Source organism: Rubrobacter taiwanensis, from assembly GCF_004337705.1.
In the GTDB taxonomy this organism is placed as follows: Bacteria; Actinomycetota; Rubrobacteria; order Rubrobacterales; family Rubrobacteraceae; genus Rubrobacter_C; species Rubrobacter_C taiwanensis.
Genome location: NZ_SKBU01000027.1, coordinates 20,335 through 28,036, shown reverse-complemented (window position 1 = coordinate 28,036; position 7,702 = coordinate 20,335). Strand labels below are relative to the sequence as shown.

Annotated in this window: 7 protein-coding genes and 1 pseudogene; 6 read left to right on the top strand and 2 right to left on the bottom strand. The window is 67.8% G+C overall.

Features of this window, described 5'->3' with window-relative positions; genetic code table 11:
- From E0L93_RS15920 to E0L93_RS13200, 6 genes and pseudogenes are all read left to right on the top strand, one after another.
- Nucleotides 1-351 (top strand): annotated as a pseudogene (locus E0L93_RS15920) (sulfotransferase); the annotation flags it as partial.
- Nucleotides 348-1,319, top strand: a complete 972-nt coding sequence (locus E0L93_RS13220; protein WP_132692555.1) for a glycosyltransferase family 2 protein — start codon at nt 348-350, stop codon at nt 1,317-1,319. The pseudogene E0L93_RS15920 and the gene E0L93_RS13220, both read left to right, overlap by 4 nt.
- On the top strand, nt 1,316-2,239 hold the full coding sequence (locus E0L93_RS13215) for a sulfotransferase family protein (RefSeq protein ID WP_132692554.1): 924 nt from the start codon (nt 1,316-1,318) through the stop codon (nt 2,237-2,239). Before E0L93_RS13220 ends, E0L93_RS13215 begins: the two co-directional genes overlap by 4 nt.
- Nucleotides 2,240-2,339: 100 nt before the next feature.
- The gene (locus E0L93_RS13210; protein ID WP_132692553.1) at nt 2,340-3,656 is read left to right on the top strand and encodes an O-antigen ligase family protein; all 1,317 of its coding nucleotides are present in this window, start codon (nt 2,340-2,342) and stop codon (nt 3,654-3,656) included.
- A complete protein-coding gene (locus tag E0L93_RS13205) occupies nt 3,653-4,768 on the top strand; it encodes a glycosyltransferase (RefSeq protein ID WP_132692552.1) in 1,116 nt (371 codons plus the stop codon). The genes E0L93_RS13210 and E0L93_RS13205 overlap by 4 nt, the downstream gene beginning before the upstream one ends.
- Nucleotides 4,769-4,785: 17 nt before the next feature.
- On the top strand, nt 4,786-5,736 hold the full coding sequence (locus E0L93_RS13200; RefSeq protein WP_132692551.1) for a sulfotransferase: 951 nt from the start codon (nt 4,786-4,788) through the stop codon (nt 5,734-5,736).
- Here the strand turns inward: E0L93_RS13200 and E0L93_RS13195 are convergent.
- Together E0L93_RS13195 and E0L93_RS13190 are read right to left on the bottom strand one after the other, a co-directional pair.
- Nucleotides 5,729-6,496 carry a WecB/TagA/CpsF family glycosyltransferase gene (locus tag E0L93_RS13195; protein ID WP_132692550.1) on the bottom strand — a complete coding sequence of 256 codons (768 nt, stop codon included), beginning with the start codon at nt 6,494-6,496 and terminating at the stop codon, nt 5,729-5,731. The two genes, E0L93_RS13200 and E0L93_RS13195, sit on opposite strands and share 8 nt — an antisense overlap.
- Nucleotides 6,493-7,689: a glycosyltransferase family 4 protein gene (locus tag E0L93_RS13190; RefSeq protein WP_132692549.1), complete on the bottom strand. Its 1,197-nt coding sequence runs from the start codon at nt 7,687-7,689 to the stop codon at nt 6,493-6,495. The genes E0L93_RS13195 and E0L93_RS13190 overlap by 4 nt, the downstream gene beginning before the upstream one ends.
- Nucleotides 7,690-7,702 lie beyond the last annotated feature (13 nt).

The window sequence follows — 7,702 nt, the reverse complement described above, 5'->3', positions numbered from 1 at the left end:
GAGGATCTGGACCGGGACGCTTCGGGGACTCTGCGGGACATCTTCGGGTTTCTGGGAGTAGATGAGAACCACGCGGTAGACACCTCCGAGCGCTACAACGTCTCCGGCGTGCCAAGGAGCAGGATGTTACACGAGCTGGTGATGCGCCCCAACCGGTTCAAGGCTGCCCTGAGGCCGCTGCTGCCGGCCCGGGTGCGGAAGCGGATCTCCGCGGGCGTCCGCCGGAGGAACATGGAGCGGCCCGCGCTCGACCCGGAGATACGGCGGGATCTGGTTGCGGGCTACCGGGAGGACATCCTGCGGTTAGAGGAGCTCATCGGGCGGGATCTCTCGGGGTGGCTTCGGGCATGAGCCCCCGGGTCTCCGTGATCATCCCGGCGTACAACACCGAGCGCTACGTCGTGCGGGCCGTGGAGTCCGCGCTCGGGCAGACCGAGCGTGATCTGGAGGTGATCGTGGTGGACGACGCCTCCACCGATCGCACCGCCGAGATGGTGCGCGCTATTCGGGATGAGCGGGTGCGCCTGCTCTCCTGCCGGCGCAACCTCGGACCGGGCGGGGCCCGCAACCGGGGGCTGGAGGCCGCCGCCGGGGAGTGGGTGGCGCTGCTAGACTCCGACGACTGGTACGCTCCGGACCGGCTGGAGCGCCTCATCCAGCACGCGGAGGCCTCGGGGGCCGATCTCGTCTCCGACGACGTATACCTGACCCGGAGCCCGGACTCCCGGCCGTGGAACACGCTCTTCGGGATCGCCGGGGAGAGATTCGATGCACCGCGGGAGATCTCGGCCCCGGAGTTCGTTGAGTCCAACCTGCCCGGCCAGCGGCGCGCCCGCATCGGCCTGACCAAGCCGGTGATGCGGCGGAAGTTCTTGGGGCGGTACGGCATCCGGTATGACGAGAAGGTGTGGTTCGGGGAGGACTTCATCTTCTACCTGACGTGTTTGGCGCGCGGGGCACGGTTCGTCGTCGTCCCGGAGGCACACTACTTCTACCTCTCCCGGCCCGGCTCGCTCGTGGCCGGGGACAGACTCGGGAACCTCGAGAAGCTGTGCGCGGCGAACCGTTACGCCCTGCGCCAGGAGCTGTTCCGGCGCGATCCCGGGCTCGTGGACGCGCTGGAGCACCGGCAGCGGGTCATCGAGCAGCGGATCGGCTACTACCGGGTAGCGCAGCCGCTCAAGCGGGGCGAGCTCGCCGCGGCCGCGCGCGAGCTGCGGCGCAATCCCGGCTTCGTCCCGCTCCTGGCCCGGCAGGTGCCGCGCATCTTGCGCTACCGGTTCGGGCGTCTCAAGAGCGGTTGGAGGTCGAGTACTTGACGCTGCCCGACTTCCTCATCATCGGGGCGCAGAAGGCGGGCACGACGGCCTTATACCGCTACCTTTCCCGGCACCCGGAGATCTACATGAGCCCCATCAAGGAGCCCCACTTCTTCGCCTTCGAAGGCCGGGAACCGGACTACCGGGGGCCGCGCGACGCGGAGATCCTGCGCCACATGGTGGTGAGCGATCCGGGAGAATACCGGGCGCTCTTCGATGAAGCGAGTGGGGAGAGGGCGCTCGGCGAAGCGTCCGCCATGTATCTCTACCTGCCCGGGACCGCAGAAAGGATAAAGCGCCACGTTCCGGAGGTGCGGCTGATCGCGGTGCTAAGAGACCCTGCGGAGAGGGCCTACTCAGCGTTCACGCACATGGTGCGGGACGGCCGTGAGCCGGAGCCGGACTTCGCGCGGGCGCTCGAGCTGGAGGAGGAGCGCATCCGGCTGAGCTGGGGCCCGATCTGGCACTACCGGCGGGCGGGCTACTATCACGAACAGCTCTCCCGCTACTACGCTCTGTTCGATCCCGCACAGATAAGGGTCTACCTCTACGAGGATCTGGACCGGGACGCTTCGGGGACTCTGCGGGACATCTTCGGGTTTCTGGGAGTAGATGAGAACCACGCGGTAGACACCTCCGGGCGCTACAACGTCTCCGGCGTGCCCAGAAGCCGTACCCTGCACGCACTGCACGACTTCCTGCTGCGTCCCAACCGGTTCAAGGCTGCCCTGAGGCCGCTCTTCCCCAAGCGGCTCCGGCGGCGGCTGGTGGAGGGAGCGCTGGAGCGCATCCGGAGCCGAAATCTGGAGAAACCGCCCTTCCCGCCCGAGGTGCGGAGGGATCTGGTTGCGGGCTACCGGGAAGACATCCTGCGGTTAGAGGAGCTCATCGGGCGGGATCTCTCGGGGTGGTTGCGGTGAGGCGCGATTGCGTCTCTGGCGGACCGGTGGTAATCTCTCCCGCGGTCAGGGTGAACGCCGGTCGGATACAACATCTTCCTCCGAAAGCTGGCTCCGGGGGATGATCTCTCCGCGTTTAAAGCGTACCTTCGGCGAGATTCTAGAGCTCGTGGACGACCGGCGCTTCGAGCGGGTCTTCATCCTGCTCGCACTCTTTCTGGCCTCCGGAGCCGTCTTCCCGCTCTGGCGGCAGGAGACCGGGTTCGAGCGGGACGAGTTCCGGGGCGATCCTCTGGTGCAGCTGATCTGGATCGGGATGTACGTCATCCTGATCCTGCTGGTGGCCGTCCGGTGGAGGGAGGTGCTGGCCACGGCCCTGCGGGGCAAGCTCATCCTGTTGCTGGTGGGGCTGGTCTGCGCTTCGATCCTCTGGTCGTTCGCGCCGGAGGTCACCTTCCGGCGCAGCGTGGCTCTTACCATGACCACTCTCTTCGGCGCATACCTCGCGACCCGCTACAGCATCCGGGAGCAGCTCACGATGTTCGCCGGGGTGCTCGGCTTCGCGGGGGTTTTGAGCCTCCTCTTCGTGCTGGCCTTCCCCCAGTACGGGCTCGGGACCGGGCCCAACGAGGGCGCCTGGGAGGGGATCTTCCTGCAGAAGAACGTCCTGGGCCGCTACATGGCGTTCGGTGCCATGGCCTTCTTCATCCTCGCGGCCGGCAGGTACGTGAATCCCGCAGCCGGCTGGGCCGGGTTTGTGCTCTGCGGGCTGCTGGTGCTGCTCTCCGACTCCACAACGGCCCTCCTGTCCCTGCTGGTCTTCGCAGCCCTCTTCGCCATCTACGTGAACTTCAGAAGGGTGGTAAGCCCCTCGCGGCTTATCTTCGTGCTCTGCGGCCTGGCCGGGACGGCGTTCGCCGTGCTCCTGATCAACCTGAGCCCCGTGTTGGGCTTCTTCGGCAAGAGCGTGACCCTTACCGGGCGCACCGGGCTCTGGAACGTCGTGACCACCCAGATCGGGTACCGCCCCGCGCTCGGCTACGGGTACGGGGGGTTCTGGCTCGGGGAGGAGGGACCGTCCGGACGGGTCTGGCGGGCGCTCAACTGGGAGCCGACGCACGCCCACAACGGCTTTCTGGAGATAATGCTGGGGGTCGGAGTGGTGGGTCTTCTGGTCTTCCTGACCGGTTTTCTGTTCTACCTTCTGCGGGCGCTGGTCTGGGCGCACGCGGCGGGCGAGCTGCTGAGCCTGTGGCCGGTGGCCTTCTTCGTCTCGCTCGTGCTCTACAGCTCGACCCAGAGCGTGCTTATGGAACAGAATAACATACTCTGGATCTTCTACGTAGCCACCGCGCTCTCGATACCCGTCAGCCTCCGGAGTCCCGGACAGCCGGTCACGCTGCCCCGCTGGGCGCGCCGGTCGAGGCGGGTGCGGTGAACGTACTCATCTACCGGGACCACCTGCTGCCGCCCTCGGAGACCTTCGTGCGGGGACAGGCAGAGACGCTGCAGCGCTTCACTCCATACTACGCAGGCTCGCGGCGCGTGCCGGGTCTGGATCTTCCTCCGGAGCGGACGCTGGTCGTCAACCGGGGCGGGGCCGCGGGACTGGCAGCCGAGGCAGCCGTACGCCTCGGACGCTTCCCGCCGTCCTTCGTACGGCGGGTGCGGGGGCTGGATCCGGTCCTCATCCACGCCCACTTCGGGCTCGACGGGGCTCTGGCACTGCCGCTGGTCCGGCGGCTCAGGAAGCCGCTGGTCGTCACCTTCCACGGCTTCGACGCCACGGTCGCCGACGAGCACGCCCGGCGCTCGTACCACAAACACCGGCTCTACCTGCGCCGCCGGCGAGAGCTGCAACGCGAGGGGCAGCTCTTTCTGGCCGTCTCAGAGTTTATCCGGAAACGGCTGCTGGAGCAGGGCTATCCGGAGGAGAGGGTAGTGGTCCACTACACCGGGATAGACACAAGGGAGTTCGCTCCCTCCGGAGAGGAGCGCGAGCCGGTCGTCCTCTTCGCGGGGCGGCTGGTCGAGAAGAAGGGGTGTGAGTACCTAATCCGGGCGATGGCGGTCGTGCAACGGGAGCTGCCGGAGGTGGAGCTCACCGTGATCGGGGACGGACCCTTGAGGAGCTCGCTGGAGCAGCTGGCCGCTGAGAAGCTCGGGCGCCGCCGCTTCCTCGGCACGCAGCCGCCGGAGGCGGTGAGGTCCTGGATCGGCCGCTCCAGGGTATTCAGCGTGCCCAGCGTCGTGGCCGCGGACGGCGACGCGGAGGGGTTCGGGATGGTCTTCGCCGAGGCGCAGGCGATGGGCACGCCCGTTGCGAGCTTCGCCAGCGGCGGCATCCCGGAGGCCGTCTCGCATGGCCGGACCGGGCTGCTGGCGCGGGAGAGGGACTGGAAGGGGCTTGCGGAGCACATCCTGACGCTGCTGCAAGATGATAAGCTCTGGCGTCAGATGAGCGGGGCCGGTGTGGAGCGGGTGCGCTCCCGCTTCGACCTCCGGCGGCAGACCGCGCTGCTGGAGGAGCTGTACGGCCGGATTATTTGATCGAGGAGCGGAGGCAGATGTTCTCGGAAGGCTTCGGAAGCAAGGCGAAGAACCGGGTTCTCGGCAAGCTCTTCATAGACCGCAACCGCGACTACCGCAACACGGTCTTCCTCGCCGGGGCGGGGCGGGGCGGCACGACCTGGGTCTCGGAGATCATTAACTACGACGGCCGCTACCGCTACATCTTCGAGCCGTTCCACCCGGGCCGGGTCAAGTCCGTCCGGAGCTTCCGGCACAAGCAGTACATCCGGCCGGACAACCGGGACGGCAAGTACCTCAAGCCCGCCTGGAACATCCTCTCCGGGAAGGTGCGGAGCTCCTGGACCGACCGCTTCTACAAGGGTAGGTTCGTCTACGACCGGCGGCTGGTCAAAGATATTCGCATGAACCTCGCGCTCTACTGGCTGCGCCGCAACTTCCCCGAGATGCCGATAATCCTGCTGCTCCGGCATCCCTGCGCAGTGGCCGCCTCCCGGATGAAGCTCGGCTGGCGGGGGAGTCTGGCGCAGACCTACCTCTCCCAGCGGGAGCTGGTAGAGGACTTCCTGGCTCCGTTCGAGCGCGAGATCCAGGCCGCCGAGGAGAGGGACTTCGACCGCTACATCTTCGGCTGGTGCATCGAGAACTACGTGCCCCTCCGGCAGTTCTCGGAAGGCGAGCTGCTGGTCGTCTTCTACGAGAACTTCTGCGAGCGCCCGCGGGAGGAGGTGGCGCGCACCTTCCGGTATCTGGGCCGGGGATTCGACGACTCGGTCTTCGCCGCCATGCGGGAGCCCTCGCCGCTGGCCCGGAAGGAGAGCGCGGTCCTGCTCGGCGAGCGGCCGGCGGATGGCTGGAAGAGGCACGTTACGCCGGAGCAGACGAAGCGGGCGGTCGAGATCCTCGCGCTCTTCGGACTGGACGGCGTCTACTCCGAAGATCCGATGCCGGACCCCGGCGCGGTGAAGGCGCTGCTGAGGGCTAAGTAGACCCGGGACGCCGGGCCAGCTCCCGGAGCAGCAGCCACAGGGCGAAGGGCGACTCGATCACGTAACGCCGCCAGAGCCGCCGCGGTTCGCGCACGAGGCGGTAGACGCCCTCCAGCCCCACCCGGCCCGTCCAGCGCGGCGGGATCGGGACGGCCCCGGCGAAGTAGTCCATGAACGCTCCCAGGTTCCAGACGGCGTTGATCTGAAGCCGGTCTATGTTCTGCACGATCCAGCGCTCCTGCCGGGGCATACCCATCCCGACCATCAGGGCGTGGGGGCGGAAGGCGTTGATCTGCCGTACCACCCGTTCGTTCTCCGGGCCGCCCGGCGTTGCGTCGAAGTAGCCGTGGTGGGTTCGCAGCTGCAGGCCCGGGATGTGCTCCCTGAAGTGCTCGGCTGCCCGGCGGTCCACGCCCGGCTTCGAACCGAGGAAGAAGACCCGCAGCCCCCTCGCAGCGCACCGCTCCAGGAGCGGCGGAAGCCAGTCTATGCTGGTGTGGCGGTGGTCGCGGGTTAGGGGATGGCCGAGCAGGCGTCCCATCCACACGAGGGGCATGCCATCTATGTGCACGTAGTCGGCACGCTCGTAGAAGCGGCGCATCGTCGCGTCGTGGTGGTAGATGTAGAGGCTGTGCAGGTTGTGGTTGCCGATGACCCATTTGGCGTCGCGTTCGGCGGCTATCTCGGGGATGAGGATCATCTCCTCCAGTGTGAGGGCGTGGACGGTGATGCCGAGGAGGGTGTAGGCCGGAGGTTTCATCGCCTGCGCGCCAGGACCTCCTCCACCCGCGGGATCATATCCCGGATGCGGGCCTCCCAGGAGTGCTCCCGGATGCAGGCGTCGCGGATGCGCCTGCCCATCTCCGCTAGCCGCGGCCCGGATGCCACCGCCTCCCGCAGGGCGCGCTTGAGGTCTTCGAGGTCGCCGGGTCTGAAGAGGAGTCCCGCTCCCGAGATGCGGGCGAGCCTTCGGGCATCTTCGAAGTCCGAGGCCAGTATGGGCTTGCCCATGGCCGCGTACTCGTAGAGCTTGAGCGGGGAGTGGTACATCGCGCCGCCGCGCTCGGTGTGCCCGGCGTAGCCCGCGTCGAAGCCGGCGATGTAGCCCGGGACTTCGTCCATTCGGACGCGCCCGGCGAACGCCACGTGCTCCTGGATGCCGAGCTCGTCCGTGAGGCGCTCCAGCCTCTTCCGCGCGGGCCCGTCGCCCACGATGGTGGTAGAGACGTACACGCCCTCCCGGCGGAGGTCCGCGGCGGCCCGCAGCAGCAGGTCCACGCCCTGCCAGTCGAGCAGGGTACCGACGAACCCGACCGTGAACTCCGCGGAGTGTCGCCGGGGGTGATGCTTCTCCGGGTCGAAGAGGACGGTGTCCACGCCGTTGGGTACGACCAGGATCTTCTCCGGGTCTGCGCCGGTCTTCTCGACCGCCAGTTCCTTCAGGGAGCGGCTCACGCAGACGAGTACGTCGCAGTCGCGGTAGGCGGAGACCTCCATCCGGCGGGCCGGGCCGGTGAGGACGAGGCTGTTGCGCTCGCGCCTGGCCTCTTCGAAGAAGATGCCCTGTGTCTCCAGGATCCAGGGCACCCCCCGGTGTTGGAAGGCGCGTCCCAGCGTCTGCAGCGTCGCGTGCCGTTCGTAGACCCAGTCCACCTTGCCGCCGAGCTCGCGCAGGGCGCGCCGGGCGTTCACGCCCCCGAGCACCAGCCGGGCGAGATCCGCAACGAGGGTCTGAGCGGGGTTTGCGGAGAGCAGACGCTCGGTGCCGCGGCCGGAGGCAGGCGCGGGCATCCGGTCCCCGACGATGAACGGCCTCACTTCCCAGCCCAGAGCCTCAAAAGCCCGCATCACGCCGAGGATGTGGGAGCGGGGCCCGCTCGCCTCGGCGTCCGGCCGGGTCGAGACCCGCGGTGCTGCGGAGAGGTATCCCAGAGTGCGCCTCTGTTCGCTCAAGCCAGCAAGTATA

Coding starts and splice junctions, on each gene's coding strand:
- E0L93_RS13200 (WP_132692551.1), top strand. CDS start 4,786: ATGTTCTCGGAAGGCTTCGGAAGCAAGGCGAAGAACCGGGTTCTCGGC.
- E0L93_RS13220 (WP_132692555.1), top strand. CDS start 348: ATGAGCCCCCGGGTCTCCGTGATCATCCCGGCGTACAACACCGAGCGC.
- E0L93_RS13210 (WP_132692553.1), top strand. CDS start 2,340: ATGATCTCTCCGCGTTTAAAGCGTACCTTCGGCGAGATTCTAGAGCTC.
- E0L93_RS13195 (WP_132692550.1), bottom strand. CDS start 6,496: ATGAAACCTCCGGCCTACACCCTCCTCGGCATCACCGTCCACGCCCTC.